The organism is Nocardia sp. NPDC050697 (genome assembly GCF_040654395.1).
Lineage (GTDB): Bacteria > Actinomycetota > Actinomycetes > Mycobacteriales > Mycobacteriaceae > Nocardia.
The window spans coordinates 373,898-397,525 of record NZ_JBFAHY010000005.1; the positions used below are offsets into that span (position 1 = coordinate 373,898).

General features: G+C 72.9%; 23 protein-coding genes. 13 read left to right on the forward strand and 10 right to left on the reverse strand.

Annotated features, from left to right (window positions below; translation table 11 throughout):
- Positions 1-19 precede the first annotated feature (19 nt).
- Both AB0H71_RS20370 and AB0H71_RS20375 read right to left on the reverse strand, forming a co-directional pair.
- Positions 20-1,390 carry an NtaA/DmoA family FMN-dependent monooxygenase gene (locus AB0H71_RS20370; protein ID WP_357022915.1) on the reverse strand — a complete coding sequence of 457 codons (1,371 nt, stop codon included), beginning with the start codon at positions 1,388-1,390 and terminating at the stop codon, positions 20-22.
- Positions 1,391-1,401: 11 nt separating this feature from the next.
- Positions 1,402-2,616 carry an LLM class flavin-dependent oxidoreductase gene (locus AB0H71_RS20375; RefSeq protein WP_357022916.1) on the reverse strand — a complete coding sequence of 405 codons (1,215 nt, stop codon included), beginning with the start codon at positions 2,614-2,616 and terminating at the stop codon, positions 1,402-1,404.
- A 241-nt stretch (positions 2,617-2,857) separates the two neighbouring features.
- On the opposite strand from AB0H71_RS20375, the gene AB0H71_RS20380 reads away from it, so the two are divergent.
- Positions 2,858-3,568, forward strand: coding sequence for a GNAT family N-acetyltransferase (locus AB0H71_RS20380; protein WP_357022918.1), 711 nt, complete (start codon positions 2,858-2,860; stop codon positions 3,566-3,568).
- Positions 3,569-3,607: 39 nt separating this feature from the next.
- Here AB0H71_RS20380 and AB0H71_RS20385 read toward each other — a convergent pair whose 3' ends face one another.
- Together AB0H71_RS20385 and AB0H71_RS20390 are read right to left on the reverse strand one after the other, a co-directional pair.
- Positions 3,608-4,345, reverse strand: coding sequence for a 2-phosphosulfolactate phosphatase (locus AB0H71_RS20385; RefSeq protein WP_357022921.1), 738 nt, complete (start codon positions 4,343-4,345; stop codon positions 3,608-3,610).
- Complete coding sequence (locus AB0H71_RS20390) at positions 4,342-4,788, reverse strand: hypothetical protein (protein ID WP_357022924.1); 447 nt, start codon at positions 4,786-4,788, stop codon at positions 4,342-4,344. Before AB0H71_RS20390 ends, AB0H71_RS20385 begins: the two co-directional genes overlap by 4 nt.
- Before the next feature lie 39 nt (positions 4,789-4,827).
- Between AB0H71_RS20390 and AB0H71_RS20395 the strand changes: the two genes are divergently transcribed.
- Both AB0H71_RS20395 and AB0H71_RS20400 read left to right on the forward strand, forming a co-directional pair.
- Positions 4,828-5,490 carry a lysophospholipid acyltransferase family protein gene (locus AB0H71_RS20395; RefSeq protein ID WP_357022926.1) on the forward strand — a complete coding sequence of 221 codons (663 nt, stop codon included), beginning with the start codon at positions 4,828-4,830 and terminating at the stop codon, positions 5,488-5,490.
- Between the two features lie 95 nt (positions 5,491-5,585).
- Positions 5,586-7,757 (forward strand): molybdopterin-dependent oxidoreductase, encoded by a 2,172-nt coding sequence (locus AB0H71_RS20400; RefSeq protein ID WP_357023312.1) that lies wholly within the window; start codon positions 5,586-5,588, stop codon positions 7,755-7,757.
- On the opposite strand, the gene AB0H71_RS20405 is transcribed toward AB0H71_RS20400, so the two are convergent.
- A complete protein-coding gene (locus tag AB0H71_RS20405) occupies positions 7,742-8,485 on the reverse strand; it encodes an amidohydrolase family protein (protein ID WP_357022928.1) in 744 nt (247 codons plus the stop codon). The genes AB0H71_RS20400 and AB0H71_RS20405 overlap by 16 nt on opposite strands.
- A gap of 4 nt (positions 8,486-8,489) precedes the next feature.
- Positions 8,490-9,344: an NAD(P)H-binding protein gene (locus tag AB0H71_RS20410; RefSeq protein ID WP_357022930.1), complete on the reverse strand. Its 855-nt coding sequence runs from the start codon at positions 9,342-9,344 to the stop codon at positions 8,490-8,492.
- A 69-nt stretch (positions 9,345-9,413) separates the two neighbouring features.
- On the opposite strand from AB0H71_RS20410, the gene AB0H71_RS20415 reads away from it, so the two are divergent.
- Positions 9,414-9,965, forward strand: coding sequence for a TetR/AcrR family transcriptional regulator (locus AB0H71_RS20415; protein WP_357022932.1), 552 nt, complete (start codon positions 9,414-9,416; stop codon positions 9,963-9,965).
- A 4-nt stretch (positions 9,966-9,969) separates the two neighbouring features.
- Here the strand turns inward: AB0H71_RS20415 and AB0H71_RS20420 are convergent, their stop codons facing one another.
- Positions 9,970-13,368, reverse strand: a complete 3,399-nt coding sequence (locus AB0H71_RS20420; RefSeq protein ID WP_357022935.1) for a hypothetical protein — start codon at positions 13,366-13,368, stop codon at positions 9,970-9,972.
- 183 nt (positions 13,369-13,551) lie between these two features.
- On the opposite strand from AB0H71_RS20420, the gene AB0H71_RS20425 reads away from it, so the two are divergent.
- The 3 genes from AB0H71_RS20425 (at position 13,552) to AB0H71_RS20435 (ending at position 16,000) form a co-directional block, all read left to right on the forward strand.
- A complete protein-coding gene (locus AB0H71_RS20425; protein ID WP_357022938.1) occupies positions 13,552-14,715 on the forward strand; it encodes an aminoglycoside phosphotransferase family protein in 1,164 nt (387 codons plus the stop codon).
- Between the two features lie 86 nt (positions 14,716-14,801).
- Positions 14,802-15,407, forward strand: a complete 606-nt coding sequence (locus AB0H71_RS20430; protein WP_357022940.1) for an ATP-dependent Clp protease proteolytic subunit — start codon at positions 14,802-14,804, stop codon at positions 15,405-15,407.
- Positions 15,404-16,000, forward strand: a complete 597-nt coding sequence (locus AB0H71_RS20435) for an ATP-dependent Clp protease proteolytic subunit (protein ID WP_357022944.1) — start codon at positions 15,404-15,406, stop codon at positions 15,998-16,000. Before AB0H71_RS20430 ends, AB0H71_RS20435 begins: the two co-directional genes overlap by 4 nt.
- On the opposite strand, the gene AB0H71_RS20440 is transcribed toward AB0H71_RS20435, so the two are convergent.
- Positions 15,997-16,314, reverse strand: a complete 318-nt coding sequence (locus AB0H71_RS20440) for a helix-turn-helix transcriptional regulator (protein WP_357022947.1) — start codon at positions 16,312-16,314, stop codon at positions 15,997-15,999. The two genes, AB0H71_RS20435 and AB0H71_RS20440, sit on opposite strands and share 4 nt — an antisense overlap.
- Positions 16,315-16,447: 133 nt before the next feature.
- Between AB0H71_RS20440 and AB0H71_RS20445 the strand changes: the two genes are divergently transcribed.
- The 6 genes from AB0H71_RS20445 to AB0H71_RS20470 all read left to right on the forward strand — a co-directional run bounded on the left by AB0H71_RS20445 (position 16,448) and on the right by AB0H71_RS20470 (position 21,578).
- Positions 16,448-16,732: a hypothetical protein gene (locus AB0H71_RS20445; RefSeq protein WP_357022949.1), complete on the forward strand. Its 285-nt coding sequence runs from the start codon at positions 16,448-16,450 to the stop codon at positions 16,730-16,732.
- 22 nt (positions 16,733-16,754) lie between these two features.
- Positions 16,755-17,213: a PPOX class F420-dependent oxidoreductase gene (locus AB0H71_RS20450; protein WP_357022952.1), complete on the forward strand. Its 459-nt coding sequence runs from the start codon at positions 16,755-16,757 to the stop codon at positions 17,211-17,213.
- On the forward strand, positions 17,210-17,992 hold the full coding sequence (locus AB0H71_RS20455) for an ATP-binding cassette domain-containing protein (RefSeq protein ID WP_357022954.1): 783 nt from the start codon (positions 17,210-17,212) through the stop codon (positions 17,990-17,992). The genes AB0H71_RS20450 and AB0H71_RS20455 overlap by 4 nt, the downstream gene beginning before the upstream one ends.
- A gap of 190 nt (positions 17,993-18,182) precedes the next feature.
- Positions 18,183-19,292: an acyl-CoA dehydrogenase family protein gene (locus AB0H71_RS20460; RefSeq protein WP_357022957.1), complete on the forward strand. Its 1,110-nt coding sequence runs from the start codon at positions 18,183-18,185 to the stop codon at positions 19,290-19,292.
- A 22-nt stretch (positions 19,293-19,314) separates the two neighbouring features.
- The gene (locus tag AB0H71_RS20465; RefSeq protein WP_357022960.1) at positions 19,315-20,382 is read left to right on the forward strand and encodes an LLM class flavin-dependent oxidoreductase; all 1,068 of its coding nucleotides are present in this window, start codon (positions 19,315-19,317) and stop codon (positions 20,380-20,382) included.
- On the forward strand, positions 20,379-21,578 hold the full coding sequence (locus AB0H71_RS20470; protein WP_357022962.1) for an MFS transporter: 1,200 nt from the start codon (positions 20,379-20,381) through the stop codon (positions 21,576-21,578). The genes AB0H71_RS20465 and AB0H71_RS20470 overlap by 4 nt, the downstream gene beginning before the upstream one ends.
- Here AB0H71_RS20470 and AB0H71_RS20475 read toward each other — a convergent pair.
- Together AB0H71_RS20475 and AB0H71_RS20480 are read right to left on the reverse strand one after the other, a co-directional pair.
- Positions 21,575-22,456, reverse strand: a complete 882-nt coding sequence (locus AB0H71_RS20475; RefSeq protein WP_357022965.1) for an alpha/beta hydrolase — start codon at positions 22,454-22,456, stop codon at positions 21,575-21,577. The genes AB0H71_RS20470 and AB0H71_RS20475 overlap by 4 nt on opposite strands.
- A gap of 115 nt (positions 22,457-22,571) precedes the next feature.
- Positions 22,572-23,603: an aldo/keto reductase gene (locus AB0H71_RS20480; RefSeq protein WP_357022968.1), complete on the reverse strand. Its 1,032-nt coding sequence runs from the start codon at positions 23,601-23,603 to the stop codon at positions 22,572-22,574.
- Positions 23,604-23,628: the final 25 nt, after the last annotated feature.

Genomic DNA, 23,628 nt, shown 5'->3' on the forward strand with positions numbered 1-23,628 from the left:
GCCGCCCGTCCCGGTGCGGTCAGGCGTCGGCGGCGACCCGGTTGGCGTTGCGCAGATCCGGCAGGCCGAGGTTGTCGCGCAGCGTGCTGCCGTCGTACTCGGTGCGCAGCGCGCCGCGCTCCTGCAGCAGCGGCACCACCCGGTCGACGAACTCGTCCAAGCCGGTCGGCACCAGGTGCGAGCCGAGGATGAAGCCGTCCGAGCCGTCGTTCTGCACGAAGTCGTCGATCTGCTGGGCGACCTGCTCCGGCGTGCCGACCAGCGGGCCGCGCTCGAACTGGTCGATGACCACCTCGCGCAGCGTGAGTTGCTTCGCCTCGGCCACCTCGCGCAGCTTCTTCACGGTGGCGAAGCGGTCCTGGTGCACGAAGGCGCGGCCCTGGATGATCGGCGGCGCCTCCGGGTCCGGCTCGACATCGGGGACCGGGCCGTCGGGGTCGAAGGCGGAGAGGTCGCGGTTCCAGATCTGCTCCAGCAGAATCAGCGCGGTCTGCCCGGTGACCTGCTGATTCCGCACGTCGTGGTACTTCTCGATCGCCTCGGCCTCGGTGTCGCCGAGCACGAAGCTCGCCGAGGGCAGGATCTTGATGTCGCCGGGCTGCCTGCCCGCAGCCACCGCGCGCGCCTTGATGTCGCGGTAGAAGTCGGCGGCCTCCGGCAGCTTGCCGTAGGGCGAGAAGATGGCGTCGGCATTGGCCGCGGCGAAGGCCCTGCCCTGCGGCGAGACCCCGGCCTGCAGCAGCACCGGCCTGCCCTGCGGGCTGCGCGGCACGGTGAAGCGGCCCTCGATGTCGAACTGCTGGCCGCGGATGGCGAAGGCGCCCGCGTCCGGCCGGGCCAGGAACTGCCCCGACTCCTTGTCCGCCACGATGTCGTCGGCGGCCCAGGAATCCCAGAGCGCGCGCACGGCGTTCACCGTCTCCTCGGCGCGCACGTAGCGGTCGTCGCGGTGCAGGAAGCCGCCGCGCCGGAAGTTCTGCCCGGTGAAGGCGTCGAACGAGGTGACCACGTTCCAGGCGGCGCGGCCGCCGGAGAGGTGATCCAGGCTGGCGAACTGCCTGGCCAGCTCGTAGGGCTCGTTGAAGGTGGCGTTGATGGTGCCGGCCAGCCCCAGGTGCTCGGTGACGGCGGCGATCGAGGCAAGCACGGTGAAGGTGTCCGGGCGGCCGATGATGTCCTGGTCGAAGATCTGCCCGGCGCGCTCGCGCAGGATCAGCCCCTCGGCCAGGAAGAAGAAGTCGAACCTGCCGCGCTCGGCGGTGCGGGCGGTGTGCTCGAAGCTGGAGAAGTCGATCTGGCTGCCCGCGGCCGGATCCCACCACGCGGTGTGGTGATTGACCCCGCCCAGGTAGGCGCCGAGGATGACCTGCTTGCGGTTGCTGCTGCTCATGGTGGCCTCGCTCAGGCGGTCGCGTAGCGGTTGGGGACGGTGGCCGGCAGGTCGAGCACGGCGCGCAGGGTGCCGTCCGGGTAGCCGGTGCGGAAGGCGCCGCGCCGCTGCAGCGCGGGGACAAGGGCGGTGGTGATCGCGGCGAGGTCGTCCACGGCAACGCCGGGGCGCAGCCGGAAGCCGTCCAGCCCCTGGCCGCCCCAGTTCACGAGCAGCTCGGCGAGCTCGTCCGCGCTGCCGGTGAAGACCGCGGCGTCGGAGCGGTACTCGGCGCCCGCCCGCTCGTTCAGCCGGGCCAGCCGCCGCGCGCCGCTCTCTTCCGCGGTGTCGAGGAAGACCACGAGGTCGGCGAAGACCCGCAGCGGCTCCCCGCCCCGCCCGACCTGCTCCGCGGCCGCGGCGACCTGCGCCACGATCGGCGCGGGGCCGTGCTTCCGGCCCGGGGTGACGAACACCAGATCGGCGGCGCGCGCCGCGAATTCGTAGATCAGCGGGGAGTGCGCGAGCGCCGTCACCACCGGCTGGCCCTGCGGCGGGCGCGGGGTGATGGAGGGGCCGCGGACCGCGAAGAAGCGGCCCTCGAAGTCGACGCGGTGCAGTTTGTCCCGGTCGATGAAGCGGCGGTGCTCGACGTCGCGGATCTCGGCGTCGTCCTCCCAGGAGTCCCAGAGCCTGCGCACCACCTCGACCACGTCGGCGGCCTCGTCGAAGAGCTCGGGAATGTGCGCCGGGTAGGTGCCGGTGGCGAGCGCCTCGTCGTGCTCGGCGGTGGTCAGGTCGCGGATCTCCCTGCGGCCGAAGTGCTTCGCCTCCGCGGCGGTGGCGGAGACCCTGGCCTGCCAGCCCGCCCGGCCGCGGGAGGTGAAGTCCAGCGTGGCCAGCGCCTTGGAGACGTGGAACGGCTCGGTGTGGGTGACCGTGACGGTCGGGATCAGCCCGATGTGGCCGGTCACCGGGGCGACCCGCGCGGCGATGAGCTGGGCATCGATCCGGGCGCGGACCTGCTCGGTGGAGCCGCGGGATTCGTCGTGCCACTCCCCCGGGGTGCGCAGGCTGTCCTCGAGGGTGACGAAGTCGAGCAGCCCGGCCTCGGCGGTCGTGACCAGCTCGGTCCAGTACCCGGGGGTGAAGAGCTCGGCGGGCCGGGAGTTCGGCTCCCGCCATGCGGCCGGGTGCCACCCGGCACCGTCGAGCGCGACGCCGATGTGGAGGGGTTTCGGTGCCATCGTCTCCCGTTTCTGTGCGCGTGAACTTTCCGTCCGTGCAACGCGGTTCCGCAGTCCGGTAAACCCCCTTCGTGCGGCTCCCGGGCCGGATCCGCAGGTCGCCGGGGGTGTCAACGATTCGGATCAGCTCGAGCGCGCGGGAACAGGGCCGGAATGGAATTGCGGTGAGCGCAACCCGTGCCCGGGATCGTGCGCCTCGCTAACGTCCGGGGGCCGGACACCGTTGCAGGAGGAGCGCGCGTTGACCATCGACACGGCCATCGACCCCGAGATCGCACTGCACCCCCTCGACGACCCGGTGCGGTCCTCGCTACGCGGCGCGCACCGCCGCTTCGCCGCCTGGACCGGGCGCATCGCCCGCTACCACCCCGAGGTCGCCAAGTTCGTCGGCCACCCCCCTGAGCTGGACGAACAGGACTGGATCGACCTCGCCACCGTCCTCGGCCCCGGCGGCAGCACCGGGCTGCGCGGCTTCGGCCACGTCATTCCCGCCGGCTGGACCGTGGTCAAGGAGTTCGACTCCGTGCAGCTCGACGGCTCCGGCCTGCGCACCGAACCCGACCCCGGGCTCGCGGTGCTCAGCGCCGCCGACGTGCCGGAGATCCTGGAGCTCATCGCCCGCACCGAGCCGGGGCCGTTCGCCCCGCGCACCATCGAGATGGGCACCTACCTCGGGATCCGGGTGCGCGGGCGGCTGGTCGCCATGGCCGGGGAGCGGATGCACCCGACCGGGTGGACCGAGATCAGCGCGGTCTGCACCGACGCGGAGTTCCGCGGCCGGGGGTACGCGTCGCGGCTGGTGCGGGCGGTCGGGGCGGTCGTGCGGGAGCGGGGGGAGGTGCCGTTTCTGCATGCGGTGGCGCACAACCACACGGCCATCAGCCTGTACGAGACGCTGGGGTTCACCCTGCGGAAGCGGTCCAAGGTGACCTTGGTCCAGGCGCCGGGGTAGGGATCCGCGCGAAGGGGGATCGCCACCGGGCGACGGTCCCTATCGGGAACCGGTGCTGACGAACCTTTCCCCGGCCAGCACCGGCACCGCCGAACTCACCCCGGCCTCCCCCGCGATCTCCACATCCCCCGCGAACCCGATCGCAATCAACTCCCGCCCCGACGCACACCCGCGCAGCGCGGCCCCGATCTCCCCCTCGACCCCCCGCCACGCCTGCACCGCCATCCGCGCCTCCGGCGAAAACCCCTCCTGATCGGGGAGATTCGCCAGCACCGCCCCGGCGCCCCACAGATCCTCCACCGCGGGCCGCAGCGACCCGTCCGGCCACCGCTCCCCCGCCGCCACCACGGCGACGCTGCGACCGGCACCGATCCACCCGGCGACCGCGGCCGCATTCCGCAGCGACGCCCCCACGCACAGCGACCCCGCCGCGGCCAGCCGATGCGCGATCGTGGAGCCATTGGGCGAGGGCAACACCAGCCGCTCGAACGGCTCGGCCCGGCGCAGCGTCCCCGGCGAGAGGCTCACCTGCCCCGGCGCCGCCACCCGGCGCCCGACCGCGGCGACCGCGCCCCGCGCGGCGGCGTACTCCGCCACCCCGTCGTGCCCCCAGCGGTACGGGAACACCTCGATCCCGAGGTCGGCGGCGACCGAGAGCGTCGTGGTGAAGGACAGCACATCCACCACGACGGTCACCTCGGCGCGCACCGCCTCCGCGCCGACCGGCCCCCAGTCGAAGCGCACCCGGTGCGCACCCTGCCGGTGCGCGGGATTCATCGGGGCAGCAGCGAGCGGAGGTGCCCCGCCCAGACCGCGGGCTCGCGCACCCACCACGCCACGCTGTCCCCCGCGACGGCGACCCGCAGCAGCTCCTGCCGCACCGACTTGCCATTGTGCGAGCGCACGATATCGACCCCGGTGATCGCGGTGAGCGGAATCTCCAGAGGCTCGGCCGCACCCGCGCGCCGGAACCACAGCCGCTGCCCGGTGAGCACCAGCGCGCCGTTGCCGCGCAGCTGCCTGCCGCCCTTCGACTCCCAGCCGAAGAAGTTCGCCATGGGGTCGCTGCGCAGCACCTCGCCCGGCGCGAAAGCGGCCGCGACGGCGTTCGCCGACGACTGCTTCACCCGGCCGGTGACGAAGACGATGGTCACCGCGATCACACCGCCGACCACCCCGACGATGACAATGATCAGGAGCACCAGCAGCAGGATTGTCACGGCCGCAGCCTAACCGGCGCGGAGCAGGGAGGAGCGGGTATGACGCGCGAGGAGGAGCGGCGGCGGCCGGTCGGGCTGGGGCTGCGGGCCTGGGTCACCACGAAACTGGTGCGCCGGGTACTCCGCTTCCTGGCCTGGGCGCGCATCGTCCGGGTGACGGTGCACGACCGCGAAGTGGTGCCGGCGCGCGGCCCGGTGCTGGTGGCGAGCAACCACATCTCCCTGCTGGACGCGGTCTCCCTCTGGGGCGCCCTGCGCCGCCGCGCCATGGCGGTGGCGATGGCCGAGCTGTGGACCTGGCCGGTGGTGGGGGTGCTGGTCCGCAGGCTCGGGCACATCCCGGTGATCCGCCGCGACCCCGAGTCCGGCCGCGCGGCGCTGGACCAGGCCGAGTGGGTGCTGCGCCACGGCGGCGTGCTGATCATCTACCCGGAGGGGCGCTGCGTGCGGCCCGGTGAGGTCGAGCCGTACAAGCCGGGGGTCGCGAAGCTCGCCTTCGCTACCGGGGTGCCGATCATCCCGGTCGGCACCACCGGCACCGACGACGTGCTCCCGCTGCGCGGCGCGGACGGCAGGGGCCGCTTCGACCGCACCCGCCCGGTCACCATCCGCTTCGGCGCCCCCATCGACCCGGCCGATTTCGACTCCCCCGAGGCGCTCCTGACCCACCTGCGCGAGCGCATCGAGGCGCTGCGCGGCTGAACGGCGCTCGACATCCGCCCGGTTCCCTCGTACCGTTCGGAGAACGGAACTCTCCTCAGACGAGAACGCAAGGAGCCGCCGTGGTCACCGAGCCGATCCCGCAGACCCGCTACACCTACTGCCGCTACTGCCCGGCGGCCTGCGGGCTGAAGGTGACGGTCGAGGAGAACCGGGTGCTCACCATCTTCCCGGACAAGCAGAACCCGCACAGCTGGCGCGATTTCTGCGGCAAGGGCCGCACCGCGGGCAGGCTGGTCGAGCACCCGCGCCGGATCCTGGCGCCCATGCGGCGGGAAGGCGAGCGGTACGTCGAGGCCACCTGGGAGGAGGCGCTCGCCGATATCGCGGCGCGGATGACCGCGGCGGTCGAGCACGGCGGCCCGGACGCGGTCGGCGCCTACTACGGCAACCCGGCGGGCTTCTCCACCTCGAACCTGGTGTTCATGAATGCCTGGCTGGACGGGATCGGCACGCAGAACCGCTACGCCGTCGGCTCGGTGGACCAGAACGCGGTGCACGTGGTCGCCGAGGCGCTCTACGGCTCGCCGATCATGGTCCCGACCTCGGATATCGACCGCTGCGATTACTTTCTACTGGTCGGCGCCAACCCGGCGGTGAGCGCGTGGAACTGGCTGGAATCGGCGCCCGGCGGCTGGCGGCGCGCCCTGGAGCGGCAGCGCGCCGGCGCGACGATCGTGGTGGTCGACCCGCTGCGCACCGAGAGCGCCGACCGCGCCGACCTGCACCTGGCGGTGCGGCCGGGGCAGGACTGGGCGTTGCTGCTCGCCCTGGTCGCGGTGATCCTCGGCGAAGGGCTCGAGCACCGCGGCGACTGCGCCGACCTGGTCACCGGGCTGCCCGAGCTGCGCGCGCTCGCCGCGGCCGCCGATCTCGACGACCTGGCCGCCCGCTGCGATATCCCGGCGCCCCGAATCCGCGCGGTGGCCCGGGATTTCGCCGCCGCCCGCGCCGCCATGGTGGTCACCCGCACCGGGACCGCGCTGCACACCTCGGGCACCGTCGCCGAGTGGCTGGGCCACGTGCTCAACCTGATCACCGGCCGGATGGACCGCCCCGGCGGGCGGCGCTTCGAGCCCGGCGTGCTCGACGCCCTGCGCATCACCGCGCTCGCCCCCGCGACGCCACACCTGAGCCGGATCGCCGGGCGGCCGCTGATCGCCGGTGCGCACGCGGTGAGCGAGCTGCCCGCCGAGATCACCACCCCCGGCCGCGGACAGCTCCGCGCGCTGGTGCTGAACTGCGGCAACCCGGTGGTCTCCGGCCCGGACGGCGCGGCGCTCGACGCCGCGCTCGCCGACCTCGAGCTGCTCGTCGCCATCGACGTGGTGCAGCGGGAGAGCCACCGGCACGCGCACTGGCTGCTGCCCGCCGCGCACTGGCTGGAGCGCGACGACCTGCTCGCGCTCACCAGCGGCATGCACGACGAGCCCTTCGTGCACCTCGGCCGCGCGGTGCTGCGCCCGCCGCCGCAGGTGCGCGAGGAGTGGCGGATCTTCCTCGATCTGGCGCTGGCCATGGAGGTTCCGCTGTTCGGGGCGCGCGGGCTGAACACCTTCGTCCGCGCCACCCGCTGGCTCGCCGCGCGCACCGGCCGCCCCGGGCTGGCGTTCGGCGCACGCTGGGTGGACCGGCTCATGATCGCCGCCGCGCGCCGGGTCGGCGGCCGCAGACCGCGCTGGCGCGAGATCGCCGCCGCGCCACACGGCCTGGTGCTCGGCCCGCGCGAGTACGGGCACTTCCGGGCGGCCCTGCGCACCGAGGGCAAACGGGTCAGGATCGCGCCGCCGGAGTTCCTCGCCCGCACCCGCGAACTGCTCGCCGAGCCACGGCCCGAGACCCCGCCCGCGTTCCCGTTCCAGCTCGGCAACCGCCGCCGCAGGCACTCCATGAACTCCTGGCTCAACGAACTCCCCGGCCTGCACCCCGGCGGCAAGCGCAACGACGCCCTGCTGCACCCCGACGACGCCGCCGCACTCGGCATCGCCGCCGGTGACCTGATCCGGGTCAGCTCCCGCACCGGCGCCGTCGAGCTGCGCGCCGCGCTCAGCGACCGCCCGCGCCGCGGCGTCGTCGTGATCGACCACGGCTGGGGCTCCCGCGTCTTCGACCCGCACGGCGGCGGCGCCCCCGAGGTGCACGGCGCCAACCGCAACCTGCTCGCGGACGCGACCGTCGACCCGCTCTCCCAGACCGCGGCGCTGAACGCGGTCTTCGTCGCGGTCGAGCGGGTTCAGCCGAGCCGGTAGAACGCGGCGGCGTTACCCCACAGCACCGCCTCCACGTGCTCGCCCGCCACCTCGGCGACCAGCGCCAGATCGGCGTCGGCGAAGGGCCTGCGGGCCCGGGTCGACGGCAGATCGGTGCCGGCGAGCAACGCGGACGGATCGACTTCGAGCACCGCGCGCATCGCCGCCGCGGGGTCGAGCTCCACCCGCCCGAACCCGGTCGCCTTGACCCTCACCCCGCGCTCCACCAGCCGCAACAGCTCCGGCAACCCGTCGGCGTGCAGCCCCAGGTGATCGATGCTCACCGCGGGCAGCGCCGCGATCGTGCCCGCCAGCTCCGGCAGATCCCGCGCATCGATATAGAGCTCCGCGTGCCACCCCGCGACCTCGTGCGCCCGCCGCGCCAGCCGATCCAGCTCCGCCAGCGCCGCCGACCCGCCGCGCCGCACGTTGAACCGCACCGCCCGCACCCCCGCCGCGTCCAGCTCCGCGATCTCGGCATCGGTGACCCCGGCGGGCACCTGCGTCACCCCGACGAACCCCGGGCCGAGCTCCGCCAGCGCCGCCCGCAGATACCCCTGGTCAAAGCCCTGGAACGAGCCCGACACCACCGCGCCGCCCGCGATCCCCAGCCCCGCCACCCGCTCCCGGTACTCCGCCGCGGTGAACTCCGGCGGCAGGTAGCCGCCGTTCTCGAGCAGCGGGTAGCGCGGGTCGATGATGTGCAGGTGGGCGTCGAAGATGCGCATGCCGTCACCCTAGGGCGCGCTCGCGGGCCAGGAAGGCGCTGAACGAGGTGGCGGGGCGGCCGGTGAGCCGCTCGACCGCGTCGGTGACCGCGGCGAGCCCGCCCTGTGCCACCTCGGCGAAGAGCGCGGCGACGTCGGCGGCGAACGGGGCGGGTAGCCCCTGCGCGATGAGCGTCTCGGCGAAGTCCGCCGCGGGCAGGTCCCGGTAGCGGACCTCGCGGCCGGTCGCCGCGGTGAGCTGGGCCGCGATCTCGCTGTGGCTCAGCGCCTCCGGGCCGGTGAGCACGAAGGTCTCGCCCGCGTGACCGGATTCGAGCAGCGGCGGTACCGCGCAGGCCGCGATGTCAGCGGCGTCGATGTAGGCGATCCGGCCCGCGCCGTAGGCGCCGACCAGATCGCCGTCCGCGGTGAAGGCGCCGGTCCCGGTGCGGAAGTTCTGCATGAATCCGGAGGGCCGCAGCAGCACCCACTCCGGCCCGGCCGCGCGCAGCCGCTCCTCGAGCACCGCGTGCGCGCCCTCCGCGAGCAGCCCGCCCGGCCGCGCGCCCTGCACCGAGACCTTCACGATCCGTCGCACCCCCGCCCGCACCGCGGCCTCGATCACCGCCGTCTGCTGGGCGGTCATCGGCTGCGGCCCGGGCGCGGGAACGGCGCCGGGCGAACACAGGAAGACCCGTGTGACGCCGTCGAGCGCGCGGTCGAGCGAGGCGGAATCGTCGAAGTCACCCGCCGCCACCGCGCCGGGCAGGTTCGCCCGCGCGGGGTCGCGGACGAGGGACCGGAACGCCGCACCGCGCCGATGCAGCTCCGCCACGAGCGGGCGGCCGATGGAACCGGTCGCGCCGGTCACCAGGATCATGTGGTCTGCTGAAGTCGAAGCACCCTCGGAATACTAACTCGAGGCACCCTCGACTTGAAAGGTTGCGGCATGAACACCCCCGCCCGGCCGCTGCGCGCCGACGCCAGACGCAATCGGGACCGAATCCTCACCGCCGCGGCCGAGGCCTTCGCCGCGGACGGCACCGACGCCCCGCTGGAGCCCATCGCCCGCGCCGCCGGCGTCGGCATCGGCACCCTCTACGGCCACTTCCCCACCCGCCGCGCGCTCATCGCCGCCCTGCTCGCCGACCGCAATGCCGCGCTCTTCGCCACCGGCGACCGCCTCGCCGCCGCTCCCCCCGGCCGGGAACCGCTCACCGCCTGGATCACCGCCGTGGTCGAGCACGCCGCCACCTACCGCGGCCTCGCCGACATCCTCGCCACCGGCCTCGACGACACCGACCTCGAGGCCGCCTGCCTGCGCATGAACCAGATCGGTGCCGACCTGCTCACCGCCGCCAAGCACGCGGGCGACGTCCCCGCCCTCACCCCCGCCGACCTCTACGCCCTCATCGGCGCCGCCGCCTGGACCGGGGAGCACAGCGGTGCCGAGCAGGCCGCCCGGCTCGTCACCCTCGCGCTGGACGGAGCGTCGCGTTGACTCCCTACCGCCACGCCCGCACGGCCGTCTCGACCCGGTCCGGATCGACATCGTCGCCCAGCCCCCACACCTCCCGGGCGGCCCGGAGCTTCCCGACCAGGCTCGCCACCAGCGCGCGCTCCCCGGCCGCGTCGCGCTCCCCCGCCGCGATCACCTTCGTGTACCGGACCGCGTCCACCACCACCGACTTGACCCGTTCGTGGTCGAGGTAGATCCGCAGGTCGCGGCGCCACTCGCCGCAGGCCGCGGTCGGCTCGGCCGCACTCCACGCGGCCAGGAACCGCGCGTGCTCTTCGGGTAGGTACCCCATCTTGTGCAGGTGCGAGGCAACGTCGTAGAGGGGGTCGCCGAAGAGTGCCAGTTCCCAGTCCAGAAAGATCACGCGGCCCGCACGAATGATCATGTTCTTCCGGTGCACGTCGGAGTGCAGCACCCGAAAAGGGCGGTCCTCGAGCGTGTCCCAGGCCGCGACGACACCGTCGAACGGCCGCTCCGGGACGGCGAGTGCCCGGTAGAGCGAGCCGAAGGCGTCGGCATTCTCGCGGTACACCCGCTCCGAAACCACCGAGAGCCGCCGGGCGAAACCGGCCCCGCGGACCGAGGCACCGGCGAGCCCCTCCCGCGGGACATCGCGCAGCGTCGCGAACATCTCGGCGACATCACCGGGGACGTGCGATGGCACCGCTACGCCGCGCGGAGCGATCCGATCGAGTAGGTCGCCGTCGATGTAATCCTGGATCTGATAGGCGGGTTCTACGGAATGCCAGCGCAATCGGGGCGCGGAGCGAACAACCGGTTCGATCGCGCGGAGCACCGCGGGCTCCGGCCATTCGCGCAGATCCATCAGGTCCGCGCCCGCGACGGGAATGCGCACATTGACCGGCCCACCGGGGCCGTCCACCCGAATATTGTGGTTGTAGTACCCGGCCGCGCGGTCGCTGCTCCGAACAGCCTCGTCATACAGCTCGTCGGGGCGAATTCCGAGCACCTGTGCGGTGAGCCGCTGCGCCGCCCGGTCGAGATCGGCGCCTGGTACCGGCGGGCGGATGCGGTGCAGGGCCCGGAGCGCTGCCGCCGCGATATCCGGTTCGGTCCAGCCGTACAGCGCCAGCACCGCACGACCGACGAGGATCAATCCCGGATAGACGTCCGCCTCTTCCAATTCGCGGACGGCCCAGCGAATACACTCGACCGCCGCCGCGCGCTCCCCCCGGCGGGCGCGAACTCCGCCCCTGAACAATTCCGCGCGCGCCCGGCCGGACCGGTACCCGGCCCGTTCCAGCGCATCGCAGGCGATGTCGAAGGCGCCCTCCGCCGCATTCAGCTCACCCAGCGTGAGCTCCGCCAGTCCGAGCGCGGTATAGACCTTGCCGGTCTCGTGCAGCGCACCCAGCTCCCGCTGACTCCGAATCGCCCGATCGGCCGCCGCGACCGCGGCCGCCGGATCGGTGAGGGCGAGCAGCTCGACGCGGTTCGTCGCGATATTCGCGAGTCCGACGACGCTGCCCGCCGCGCGGTAATGCCGCTCGGCCTCCGCGAGATAGCGGGCGGCCGCCTCGGTATCGAAGGCGAGCCGGTGCGCGAGGTGGCGCAGCCGGGCGATATCGCCGAGCATCTCGCGGTCACCGTCCGCCGCCCCGGCCAGCTCGTCACACAACCCGATGGCCTGCTCGAACCGCCCCTGACACATGTGCAGGTCGGCCGCCCAGTGTCCCGCCTCGACCCGGACCCGACCAGCGCCGCGCGCCCACACCTCGGTGTAGATGGCCAGGGCCGCCTCGGTCTCGCCGAGAATGCGACGCGCGTTCGCGGCCGCGACGGCGAGCCGATCGGCGACCGGGCCGGGCCGCGCCGGACCCGAATCCCTGGTCAGCCGATCGGCCAGCTTGGCATCGCCGTGCAGCAGCGCCATCTCGGCCTCCAGGCAGGTGGCGAGCTCGACGAGTTCCGCCGCTGCGCACTCGTCCGCCCGCGTCTCCCGCAGATAACCATTGATATCGGCGACGACGCCCGCGATTTCCTGGAATCCGCCCACGGCTCTTATTCGATCCACGTACCCCAGCAGATCGATCGCCGACAGCCGCCGTGCCCGCACTCCGTGGTAAGCGGCCTCCCGGAGCGCGCCGCCCCACCGGTCGGCGGACATTCCGCGCTGCGACCACAGGATATGCAGTACCGCGTGCAATTCCGACCGGGTCGCGGAATCCAGGCGGTGCCCGAGCGCGGCGATCATGAGCTGGTGCAGCTGATAGCGGTCGCCCGAGGCCGAGTGCACGAAGGAGTACGCGACCAGCGAGCGCCAGAGCACCGGATTGTCCGGCAGCGCGAAACGCCGCGCGATCGCCAGGAAGATCTCCCGGTCGAAGGTGCGCGACACACTCAGCAATTCCAGCATGCGCACTTCGTCGCGGGAGACGTAGCGCAGGAAGCGGTCCAGGATCGCCTCCGGCGATACGAGCTCGTCCACCAGCCGTGCCGGGCGGTACTCCCTGGCATCGATGGCGAGGTGCAGGTAGAAGGGGACGCCGCCGCTCGACACCGCGATCGCCTCCCGTTCCGCGGCGTCCGTGACCCCGCAGGCGTCGAGCAGGGTGTAGCGCGCGGGCAGCGGCAGATCGTCCACCGGGAAGCGCCGCACCCGCTCCGCCCACTCGCTGTCGTGCCTGACCCAATCCAGTGGCTCCCGGCTCGCGATCACCACCAGCCCGGTGTCGAGCTGCGCGACGACGTCCCGCAGCCACAGCTCGGCCGTCCGCCCACCGGCGACGGCCTCGTAGGCATCGACGAAGATCACGTAGGAGCGGTCGCCAGCTCCGGCCTTCAGATCCTCGGCGAACAGGTAGGAGACGGCGGCCTCCAGGGTGCCGAGGCTCATCCGGTCCAGCTCGCGCAGCACCTCGTCGTTGCGGATGCGATGGGTGCGCAGCGCCGTCCTGGCCCCGGACTCCAGCAGCTTGGCCGCCGTCCCGAAGACCGGGATCCCGGTCGAGCCGTTCAGGATCTCGGTCAGGATCTCGCTGTGCTCGGCGAGTGCCAAGGCGTCACCGGTGAGCCGCAGATGCGGGTGCAACCGCTGCCAGAGCACGGCGCAGGCGATGTCGAAACGATGGAACCTGACCTTCTGCCCGCCGAGCTGGATGCGCAGCACGGCGAGCGCGTCGGCGGCCTGGCGCTGCGTCGGTACCTGCAGGTCGAGCCAGCCGGTCGGGCGATTCGCGCCAGCCCGCCTCCGCAGCTCACCGAGCAGCCGCGACTTGCCGATCCCGCCGATCCCGGTGATCGACATGACCGTCGGCCGTCGCCCGGACTCCGCCAGCACGCTCTCGAACGCGGCGAGAATCGGCTCCCGGTCCACGAAAGGGCGGCGCGTAGCACCGGGCTGGAATCGCGCGGTCAGTGCCATCGTCCCCCCTCGCCGCCTGGCGGCGGCACCTCGATCGGCTCCGAGTTTAGGCCGATCACGTTCCGGCAGCGATACTTTGATCGATCCACCACCGCTGGGGAGACTCTCCGCGAACCCCATCCCGAGCGAAACTCGTTAGGATCCCTCGAGAGTTGCAAGCACGGCAGACTAGACAGGATTGACGTGACGATTCCCACCCCGGTCGCGACGGCCATGAGTATCGGCATGGGTGTGCGCGAAGCGCTGCGCGCCGCCTTCGACCGGAGCATCGGCATCGGCGCCGACATTCCGCTGAAGGCCGAGCGGATCAAGCCGCGGTGGCTGGAGAACGCGATGGGGCTGCCGGAGGGCAGCATCACCGCCATCCGGGTGCTGGACGAGCACTCGGGCACGGCGGCGCGGGCCCGGATCGCGGTGGAGAGCACCGCGGACATCCCGGAGCAGCTGTTCCTCAAGCTGCCGCCGCAGAACTACCTGCAGCACGTGATGATGAACGTGTTCGGCATGGGCATCAAGGAGACCATCGCCTACCGGGCGCTCGGCGACGAGCCGCCGGTGCGGGTGCCGCGCTGCTACGCGGCGAAGGTGTCGGGGTTCCGCAAGCGCTCGCTGCTGGTGCTGGAGGATCTCTCCGAGGTGGCGCGGTTCCGCACCGTGCTCGATTCGATCAGCGACACCGAGGCCGAGGCCCTGGTCGACGCCTTCGCCGACCTGCACGCCGCCTTCTGGGGCACCGACCGCTTCGCGACCGACCTCGCCCCGCTCGCCGAGCGCACCACCGCCTCGAACCAGCTGGCGAATATGATCCGGCGGCGGTTCCTGGAGAAGATCAACGGCCATGCCGCCGAGCTCATCCCGGCCGAGATGCAGGCGCAGTGCCGCATCTTCTACCAGCGCGCACCCGAGATCGACGCCTTCTGGGCGTCGGTGCCGCAGACCCTCATGCACGGCGACCCGCACCTCGGCAACCTCTACTTCACCGACGCCGGGCCCGGCTTCCTGGACTGGCAGATCGCGACCGCGGGGCCGGGTATCAGGGACGTGGCCTACAGCCTCACCGCCTCGATGGAGCCGGAGCTGCTGCGCAAGGTCGAGCGCGGGCTGGTCGAGCGGTACGCGGCGCGGCTGGACGCGGCCGGGGTCGCGGTGGACGGCGAGCGCATGTGGACCCTCTACCGCGCCGCCACCACCGAGTTCTACCTGAACGCGGTCTGCACCGCGGAGGCCAGCGACCGGATGCAGCCGCTCGAGATCTCGGCGGTCGGGGTGCAGCGCGCGGTCGCCGGGGTCGCGGCGCACGACGGGTTCGGGCTGCTCACCGAGCTGATCGACGCACGAAAGAACTGAGCACTCCCGGCCCGCGCTGCTGGGAGCGGATCTGCCCAGGGCAGCGCGGGCCGCGAAAACCGGTGCGGCTGCGGCACGGTGGAGCCATGGCACACGACGAGAAGATCCCGATGTTCGATCGGCGGGCCCGTGAGCAGCTGCTCGCCCGCCGCATCGTGGTGCTGGACGGCGCGCTCGACGACGACAACGGCACCCTGCTCATGACCCAGATCCTGACCCTGGCCGCGGAGGACGCGAAGGCCGGGATCGCGCTCTGGATCCACTCCCCCGGCGGCTCGGTGCCGTCCATGCTCGCCATCAGGGACGTGCTGCGGCTGGTCCCGTGCGAGGTGAGCACGCTGGCGCTCGGGCTGGCGTGCAGCGCGGGGCAGTTCCTGCTCTCGGCGGGGTCGCCGGGGCGGCGGTACGCGCTGCCGCACGCGCGTATCCTCATGCACCAGGGCTCGGCCGGGATCGGGGGAAGCGCGGTCGAGGTGGAGGTGCAGGCCGAGGATCTGCGCTACACCGTGGAGACGGTGCTCGGGCTGATCGCGGCCGACACCGGGCAGCCCTACGACCGGGTGTACGAGGATTCGCTGCACGACCGGTGGTTCACCGCCACGCAGGCGCGCGAGTACGGCTTCATCGATCACATCGTGGATTCGTTCGGGCAGGTCGTGCCGGAGCGGCAGCGGGTGGGGATCACGGCATGAACAGCTACACGATTCCCAATGTGGTTGCCTCGCATCCCCGTGGCGGGGAACGGATCACCGATATCTACTCGCACCTGCTCAGCGAGCGCATCGTCTACCTGGGCACGGTGATCGACTCCGGCGTCGCCAACGCGCTCATCGCGCAGCTGCTGCACCTGGAGTCGGAGAACCACGAGCAGCCCATCCAGCTCTACATCAACTGCGAGGGCGGCGACCTCTCCGCCATGCTCGCCGTCTACGACACCGTCCAGCACATCAACGCCCCCGTGCACACCACCTGCGTCGGCCAGGCCATCGCGGTCGGCGCGGTGCTGCTGGCCGGCGGCGCGCCGGGCGAGCGCAGCCTGCTCCCGCACGCCAGGGTGGTGCTGCACCAGCCCGTCGCCAGCGGCCGCGGCACCATCCCGGACCTGATCATCCAGGCCGACGAGCTGGTCCGCATGCGCACCGACATCGAGGCGATCCTGGCCGGCCACACCGGCCAGCCGGTGGAGCGGCTGCGCCACGACACCGACCGCGACCGCGTCTTCACCGCGACCGCCGCGGTGGAGTACGGGCTGGTGGACCGGGTGCTGCCGCCCCGCTCGGCCTAGGCGGCGCGCAGCATGGCGGTCGGCGCGGCGGCCGGGCGGCTCAGCTCGTCCGCCACCGCGCCCGCCAGCTCACCCAGCGAGGAGCCGAGCGCGCCGGCCAGCGCGGCGATCATCTCGCTGGATGGCTCCTTGCGGCCGCGCTCCACCTCGGAGAGGTATTGCGGGGAGATGCCGGCGCGCCCCGCCGTCTCCACCAGGCGTTCGCCGCGCTCGGTGCGCAGGGCGCGCAGGCGTTCGCCGAGTACCTCGCGCCACAGCGGCTCGGTCTCGGCCCGCCCGCCCGGAATCACCTGGAATCGCCGCTGCTCGCTCATGGATCGAGCCTAGAGCCGCACCCACCCGGTGCCACCCCCGGTTTCGCGCAGAGCGGACACGCGTTCACGCCGATTCCCGCTCCGGGAGCGACCGCTGGACCCCGAGCGCGGCCGCGAGCAACCGCGACCGCCGGTGCGCGGGCAGCTGGAGTTCGGCACGCTGCTGGTCAGGATGGTGCTGGGGCGGCCGCTGCGGGCCACGGCTAGGCTCGGGGACACCATGACCGACGATCCCGTGGCGGCGCTGCGCCGCTGGACCGACTCCGGCGGCACCTGGCAGGTGATCGCCGGGGGCGCGGGCGCGATCACCGTCGCGCTGCTGCCCTGCACCGGCGGCGAGGAGGTCGACCGGCTGGTGTCGGACGATCCGGCGCTGCGCGCGTACCTCGACGGCCGGACCGGCAGCGCGGACCACTGACCCGTTTCAGGAAGGACATCCCGTGCCCCGTATCGCCACCGCCGACGTGGTGCAGCGCCCCGAGCTGCTGGAGTTCCTGCGGCCGCGGCACCACGCCCTGCTCAGCACGGTCCGGGCGGACGGGCGGCCGCAGATCTCCCCGGTGACCTGCGGGGTGGATCAGGACGGGCGGATCGTGATCGCCACCTACCCGGGGCGGGCCAAGACCAGGAATCTGGAGCGCCGCCCCCAGGTCTCGGTGCTGGTGCTCTCCGACGAGTGGGACGACGCCTGGGTGCAGGTGGACGGCACGGCCGAGGTGCTGCACATGCCGGAGGCGCTGGACGGGCTGGTCGACTATTACCGCTGCATCGCGGGCGAGCACCCCGACTGGGACGAGTACCGCGCCGCCATGGCTCGGCAGGACAAGTCGCTCATCAGGGTGACGATCGAGCGCTGGGGTCCGATCGCGACCGGCGGTTTCCCGCCGGAACACGCATGAGCGATATCGTGCTCGAGCTCGCCGACGTCACCTTCCGGCGGGACGGCAGGCAGATCATCGACGGCATCTCGCTGACCGTGCGCGAGGGCGAGCGCTGGGCCCTGCTCGGCCCGAACGGCGCGGGCAAGAGCACCCTGCTCGGCTTCTGCGCCGCCGTCACCTTCCCGACCACCGGCACCGTCGACGTGCTCGGCAGGCGCATGGGCCGGGTCGACCTGGCCGCGCTGCGGCACGGCATCGGCCACGTGAACCCGAGGCACCCGCTGCGCTCCCCGCTCACCGTGCGCGAGGTGGTGCTCACCGGCATCACCGCCACCGTCGACACCCCGATGCGCTGGCAGCCGAGCGTGGCGGAGGTGGCCCGCGCGGACGCCATGATCGCGACGGTGGGGCTGGCGGCCAAGGCCGATCGCACCTGGCCGGTGCTCTCGCAGGGCGAGCGCGGCCGCGCGCTGATCGCCCGCGCCCTGGTGGCCGAGCCCCGGCTGCTGCTCTTCGACGAGCCGACCACCGGCCTCGACGTGGCCGCGCGCGAGCAGCTCCTGGCGACCATCGCCGGGCTGGACCGCACGCACCCGGCGGTCGCCTCCATCCTGGTCACCCACCACCTGGAGGAGCTGCCGACCTCCACCACGCACGCGCTGCTGATCGCCGACGGCCGCGAGGTGGTCTCGGGCCCGGCGGCCGAGGCCATCACCACCGAGACGGTCTCCGCCGCCTTCGACCACCCGGTCGAGGTGCGGTACGAGGGCGGCCGCTGGACCGCGCGCTCGCACTGACCGGCCGCGCGGCGGAGCACTCGAATCGCCGCGAATTTATCTCCCGCTGAAGTAAGTCCGCGCAGCTCACCGGCGGTGGAAATCGAGCGCGGCGCCACGTCGCACCGCGGCGGGGCTGGTGGCCGGGGCAATAATTCTCCGAGTCCGGATGCGGCCCGCGTTCGGCGTGCGCTCGGACGGAGGGACCGCGATGACGGCGGCGAAGACGGAGCTGGGTGCGGGCGCGGCGGTCACGGCGGCGGACGCGCACCCCGTGGTGGCCCGGGTGCGCGAGTACGCCGAGCGGGTGCTGCGCCCGGCAGCGCTGCGCACCGACCGGGCGGGCGTCCCGCGCGCGCACATCGACGACCTGGCCGGGCTCGGGCTGCTCAACCACCTGGCCCCGCCGGAGTACGGCGGGCTGGCGCTGGACCGCAGCACCGACCGCAGGCTGCACGAGATCCTGGCCGGCGCCTGCTTCGACACCTGGCTGGTCTGGGCCCAGCACGCGCCGCTGGCCGGGCGGATCACCGAGCTGCGCAAGCAGGGCAGGCCGATCCCGGAGCTGGCCGAGCGGATCCTGCGCGGCGAGCTGCTGCTCGGCGCCGGGGTCAGCGACGTGCGGCGCTTCCCCGATCACTACATCGCGGCGCGGAAGGCCGACGGCGGCTGGATCTTCGACGGCACCGTCTCCTGGGTCAGCGGCTGGGGGCTGAATTCTGTGCTCACCGTGGCCGCGGTGGAGGCCGCGACCGAGACCGTGGTCACCGCGCTGGTCCCGATCGCCGAGGGGGTGCGCAGCGCGGGGCTGCTGGAACTGGGCGCGGTCGCGGGCAGCCGGACCGCGCGGGTGCGGATCGAGTCGGTCTTCGTGCCGGAGGCGCACGTGCTCGCCGCGCAGACCCTGGAGCAGACCAGGCACGACGATATCGGCACCGCCAGCGATGCCCGCGGCCACCACTTCGGCCTCGCCGAGACGGTGCTGCGGGAGCTGGAGGCCGCCCCCGACCCGGATGCCCGCGCGGTCGCGGTGACCTGGCGCCCCCGGGTCGCCCGGATCCGGGACACCGCCTACGCGCTCGCCGACGAGGCGCTGGCGCGGGGCGGCGGCCCGCACCGGCTGGCGGAGCGGCTCGCCACCAAGGCGGCCAGCGGCGAGGCGCTCGGCACGCTCACCCGCGCGCTGCTCATCGCCCGCTCCGGCCGCGGCCTCGGCAGCGACGACACCGCGCAGCTGTACGCGCGCTCCGCGCTCTTCGTGCTGGTCCAGGGGCAGACCGGCGATGTCCGGCGCGCCCAGCTCACCCGGCTCGCCCGCTGAACACGAACAGGAACCACGCTCGATGACGCTCGAATTCCTCTGGTACATCCCGAATCAGGTCGTCGCGGGGCACCGCGGCGAGCCGGTCTCGGCGGACCACAACAGCCTGGAGACGCTCACCGCCCAGGCCAGGGCGCTGGAAGCGCACGGCTGGCGCGGCGCGCTGCTCGGCGCGGGCTGGGGCCGCCCCGACACCTTCACCGTCGCCACCGCGCTCGCCGCCCGCACCACCACCTTCGAGCCGCTGATCGCGGTCCGCCCCGGCTACTGGCGCCCCGCGAACTTCGCCGCCTCCGCCGCCGCGCTCGACCACCTCACCGGCGGCCGGGTGCGGGTCAATATCGTCTCCGGCAAGGACGATCTCGGCGCCTACGGCGACACCGAGGGCGACCAGGCCGACCGCTACGGCCGGACGAAGGAGTTCATGCAGCTGGTCCGCAAGCTGTGGACCGAGGACGACGTCACCTACCGCGGCGAGCACTACCAGGTCACGAACTCCACGGTGCAGCCGCGGATCGCCCGGCGCGGCGACCGCAGGCACCCCACGCTGTACTTCGGCGGCGCCTCCGCGGCGGCCGAGCGGGTCGCCGCCACCGAGGCCGATGTGCAGCTCTTCTGGGGTGAGCCGCTCTCCGGCGTGCGGGAGCGGATCGAGCGGCTGACGGCGCTCAGCGCCGAGCTGGGCCGCGAGCACGCCCCGCTGCGGTTCGGGCTGCGGGTCACCACCTTCGTGCGCGACACCACCGAGCAGGCGTGGGCCGAGGCGGAGGCCAAGGTCGCCGAGATGGCGGCGCAGCAGGCCGACCAGGACCACCGGAACCCGTTCCGGCGCAACGCCGTCGGGCAGCAGCGGCTGCTCGACCTGGCCGAGCGCGGCGACGTGCTCGACGACAACCTCTACACCGCGCCCGGCCGCTACGGCGGCGGCGGCGCGGGCACCACCTGGCTGGTCGGCTCGGCCGAGGACGTGGCGAAATCGCTGCGCCGCTACCAGGACCTGGGCATCACGCACTTCGTGCTCTCCGACACCCCGTACCTGCGCGAGATCGGCAGGCAGGGGGATCAGCTGCTCCCGCTGCTCCGAGGATGAGCGCGGAGACCACCGCCGCTCCCCCCACCCGCCCCGACCTGCGCTGGAAACGCCTGGTCGGCGTGTTCGCGCTCACCAATACCGTCGCCTACGGCGCGCTCATCCAGGCGTTCACGGTGCTGCTCGTCCCGATGTCGGAGGCGCTGGACGCCTCGCGCACGGAGGTGGCGGTGGCGGCCACCATCTCGACCCTGGTCGGGGCCTTCGCCGCGGTCCCGGTCGGGAACCTGCTCGACCGGTACGGCGGCAGGCTGCTCATGACCGCCGGGTCGGCGATCGGGGTGGCGGCGGTGCTGCTGTGGTCGCGGGCGACCGGGCTGCCCCAGCTCTACCTGGCCTTCGTGCTGGTGGGGCTGGCGCTGGCGATGTCGACCTACGAGGCGGCGTTCGCGGTGCTGGTGGTGGTGACCGATACCAGGCACCGGGACGGCGCCATCATCGCGGTGACCATGATCTGTGGCCTCGCCACCAGCTTCTACTACTTCCTGGCGGGCTGGCTGGAGGGGCAGCTCGGCTGGCGGCAGACGCTGCTGGTGCTGGCGCTGATCCTGGCGGTGGTGGCGGTGCCCGCGCACCTCTGGGCGATTCCCGGGCGCACCGCGCACAGCCTGCGGGTGACCGGGCGGCACGGGGTGCCGGTCGGGAATGCGCTGCGCAGCCCCGGCTTCTGGTACCTGGTCGTCGCCTTCGTCGCGCAGAGCGGGGTGACCTCGGCCTTCCTGCTCATGATGGTGACCTGGTTCCGCGATGTCGGCTTCTCGCCGACGGTGGCGGCGGCGCTGCCGATCGGGGTGGGGGTGCTGCAGATCGCCTCCCGGATGGGGCTGGCGCCGTTGGCTCGCCGGTTCGGCATGGCCAGGGTGACGGCGGTGTCCTTCGCCGTGCAGGGCGCCGGGCTGCTGGCGCTGCCGCTGGCGGGCACCTCGCTGCCGCGCACCCTCGCCTGCGTCGCCGCCTTCGGGCTCGGGTACGGGATCAGCGTGGTGGCCAGGCCCTCCATCGTGGCCGACACCTTCGGGGTGGCGCGCTTCGGCAGCATCCTCGCGCTCATGACGGTGCCGATCGCGCTCTCCAGGGCGGGCACCCCGCTGGCCGCGGCGTGGATCGCGGACTGGCGCTTCCTGGTGCTGCTCGGCGCGCTCTGCCTGCTCGCCGCGCTCGCCCTGCTCCCGGTGGCACGGCCGCCCGCTCCCTAGGTCCTTGCCTGCTCGTGGCTCTCGATGAAGGCGAGGAAGCGCGGGATCACCTGCTCCGGGTCGGCCCAGAGCAGGTCGTGGCCGACGCCGGGCATGATCTCGGCCTGCGCCCGGGCGATCCCCTCCCGCGCCCGGGCGGCGCCGAATTCCGGGTCGGCGACGATGGTCTCGGCGCCGAAGAGCACCAGGGTCGGCGCGGTGATGGCGGCGAGCTGCTCGTCGGTGAACGTGCGGTCCCACGGCATGGCCATCCGGAATTTCGTGATGGCGCCGACCAATTCGAGTGCGGCGTCGTCCATCTCGTAGCGCGGCATGAGCCAGCGGTTGAACTTACGCAGCCGCTCCGGCGTCGGGTTGAGCCCGCTCACGATGAACTTGGCCAGCAGCCCGAGCCGCGGGCGGGCGAAGGTGCTCGCGCTCGGCTCCAGCAGGGTCAGTGAGGCGAGCCGGTCCGAGCGGTGCACCGCGACGGCGCCGGCGAGCCAGGCGCCGAGCGAGTTCCCGGCCAGGTGCACCTGCTCGACGCCGAGCCCGTCGAGCGTCTCGGCGAACCAGCGGGCGATATCGGCGGTGTCGCGCACCGGCGCGGTCTGGCGGCAGCGCCCGGCCCAGCCGATGACGTCGGGCGTCAGGACGACGTGGTCGCGCGCCAGCTCCTCCATGAACGGGTACCAGACCTGCCCGTTCCCGCCGATGCCGGGCAGCAGCGCGATCGGGGCGCCGCTCCCCCGCCCCGACTGCCGCACGTAGGTGCTGCCGAACGAGGTGGGCACCTCGTGCTCCGTCGACGGCACCGGCCAGCGCGCCGCCACCGCGTCGTAGGCCGCCCGGAACCGCGCTTCGCCCGCCGCGCTGGTGAACCTGCCGATCTTCGCCATGCTCTCCGCCCTCCCTTTGCAAATAATATGAACATACCACAAAGAGTGGTATGTCTGTATCAGGGAACGCGAAACGGGCCGGAACCTCGAAGGTTCCGGCCCGTTCAGCGGCGGGTCAGAGCTTGAGCCCCGTCCCGTGCACGCCGTGCTCGTCGATGATCGCCAGCTCGTCGTCGGTCAGCTCCGGGAAGTTCACCGCGGCCAGGTTGTGGTCCAGCTGGGCGGTGGAGCTGGCGCCGATCAGCGCCGAGGTGACCTCCGGCCTGCGCAGCACCCACTGCAGCGCCAGCTGGGCCAGCGACTGGCCGCGCGATTCGGCGAGCTTGTTCAGCTCGGCGGTGCGCTGCCGGTAGGTGTCGTCGATGACCTCCGGCGAGAGGAAGGTGCTGTTCTGCGCCCGCGCGCCCGCCGGGATGCCGCCCAGGTACTTGTCGGTGAGCAGCCCCTGCGCCAGCGGCGAGTAGACGATCACGCCGAAGCCGTCGTCCCGCGCCGTCTCCAGCAGGCCGTTCTGCTCCGGGCGGCGGTCGTAGATGCTGTAGCGCGCCTGGTGGATCAGGAGCGGGACGCCGGCCGCGCGCAGCAGCTCGGCGGCCTCGTGCGTGCGCTCCGGCTGGTAGTTGGAGATGCCGACGTACAGCGCCTTGCCCTGCTGCACCGCGCTGACCAGCGCGCCCACCGACTCCTCCAGCGGCGTGGAGAGGTCGGGGCTGTGGTGGTAGAAGATGTCGACGTAGTCGGTGCCGAGGTCGCGCAGGCTGTGGTCGAGCGAGGTCAGGATGGACTTGCGCGAGCCGCCCCGCAGGTACGGGCTCGGGCCGATCGGGTTGCCCGCCTTGGTGGAGAGGATGAGCTCGTCCCGGTACGGCGCCAGGTCGCGGCCGAGCACCCGGCCGAAGTTCTGCTGCGCGGCCCGGTGCGGCGGGCCGTAGCGATCGGCGTTGTCGAAGTGCGTGATGCCGAGATCGAAGGCGTGCAGGATGATCTCGCGCTGGGTCTCGTACGGGTAGTCGGTGCCGAATTTCTGCCACAGCCCGAAGGAGAAGGCGGGCAGGTCGAGCCCGGAGTTCCCGGTGCGCCGGTACGGGATCCGCTCGTACCGGTTCGGGGCGGCCGAGTAGGTCAGTTCGAATGCGCCATAGGACATCGGATGTGCGTTTCCTTGTTCTGTC

Excerpts from the sequence above, each read along its gene's own strand:
- AB0H71_RS20415 (WP_357022932.1), top strand. The coding sequence starts at position 9,414 with ATGAACACCCCCGCCCGGCCGCTGCGCGCCGACGCCAGACGCAATCGG.
- AB0H71_RS20470 (WP_357022962.1), top strand. The coding sequence starts at position 20,379 with ATGAGCGCGGAGACCACCGCCGCTCCCCCCACCCGCCCCGACCTGCGC.
- AB0H71_RS20375 (WP_357022916.1), bottom strand. The coding sequence starts at position 2,616 with ATGGCACCGAAACCCCTCCACATCGGCGTCGCGCTCGACGGTGCCGGG.
- AB0H71_RS20420 (WP_357022935.1), bottom strand. The coding sequence starts at position 13,368 with ATGGCACTGACCGCGCGATTCCAGCCCGGTGCTACGCGCCGCCCTTTC.
- AB0H71_RS20370 (WP_357022915.1), bottom strand. The coding sequence starts at position 1,390 with ATGAGCAGCAGCAACCGCAAGCAGGTCATCCTCGGCGCCTACCTGGGC.
- AB0H71_RS20395 (WP_357022926.1), top strand. The coding sequence starts at position 4,828 with ATGACGCGCGAGGAGGAGCGGCGGCGGCCGGTCGGGCTGGGGCTGCGG.
- AB0H71_RS20405 (WP_357022928.1), bottom strand. The coding sequence starts at position 8,485 with ATGCGCATCTTCGACGCCCACCTGCACATCATCGACCCGCGCTACCCG.
- AB0H71_RS20465 (WP_357022960.1), top strand. The coding sequence starts at position 19,315 with ATGACGCTCGAATTCCTCTGGTACATCCCGAATCAGGTCGTCGCGGGG.
- AB0H71_RS20460 (WP_357022957.1), top strand. The coding sequence starts at position 18,183 with ATGACGGCGGCGAAGACGGAGCTGGGTGCGGGCGCGGCGGTCACGGCG.
- AB0H71_RS20410 (WP_357022930.1), bottom strand. The coding sequence starts at position 9,344 with ATGATCCTGGTGACCGGCGCGACCGGTTCCATCGGCCGCCCGCTCGTG.
- AB0H71_RS20435 (WP_357022944.1), top strand. The coding sequence starts at position 15,404 with ATGAACAGCTACACGATTCCCAATGTGGTTGCCTCGCATCCCCGTGGC.
- AB0H71_RS20455 (WP_357022954.1), top strand. The coding sequence starts at position 17,210 with ATGAGCGATATCGTGCTCGAGCTCGCCGACGTCACCTTCCGGCGGGAC.
- AB0H71_RS20440 (WP_357022947.1), bottom strand. The coding sequence starts at position 16,314 with ATGAGCGAGCAGCGGCGATTCCAGGTGATTCCGGGCGGGCGGGCCGAG.
- AB0H71_RS20430 (WP_357022940.1), top strand. The coding sequence starts at position 14,802 with ATGGCACACGACGAGAAGATCCCGATGTTCGATCGGCGGGCCCGTGAG.
- AB0H71_RS20385 (WP_357022921.1), bottom strand. The coding sequence starts at position 4,345 with ATGAATCCCGCGCACCGGCAGGGTGCGCACCGGGTGCGCTTCGACTGG.
- AB0H71_RS20480 (WP_357022968.1), bottom strand. The coding sequence starts at position 23,603 with ATGTCCTATGGCGCATTCGAACTGACCTACTCGGCCGCCCCGAACCGG.
- AB0H71_RS20475 (WP_357022965.1), bottom strand. The coding sequence starts at position 22,456 with ATGGCGAAGATCGGCAGGTTCACCAGCGCGGCGGGCGAAGCGCGGTTC.